Consider the following 240-nt stretch of genomic DNA (forward strand, 5'->3'; position numbering starts at 1 on the left):
ATGTAAGCTTAGGGAAAGTAGAAGATTTATTACCTGTAAGTGAGCAAATGACAAACGAACAGTACAAACCACATGAACGTATTCGAGTATTAATTACGAAAGTAGAAAAAACAACGAAAGGACCACAAATTTACGTATCACCTACACATCCTGGTCTTTTAAAACGTTTATTCGAAATGGAAGTTCCTGAAATTAATGATGGAACTGATGAAATTCGTTCTGTAGCACGTGAAGCAGGCC

1 protein-coding gene is annotated in these 240 nt (G+C 36.2%); it reads left to right on the forward strand.

What is annotated here, in order from left to right:
* A partial coding sequence (locus JDS82_RS29415) for a S1 RNA-binding domain-containing protein (protein WP_199714342.1) occupies positions 1-240 on the forward strand: 240 nt, incomplete at both ends.

The sequence above is a fragment of the Bacillus cereus group sp. N14 genome (assembly GCF_016483555.1).
GTDB classification, from domain to species: Bacteria; Bacillota; Bacilli; order Bacillales; family Bacillaceae_G; genus Bacillus_A; species Bacillus_A wiedmannii.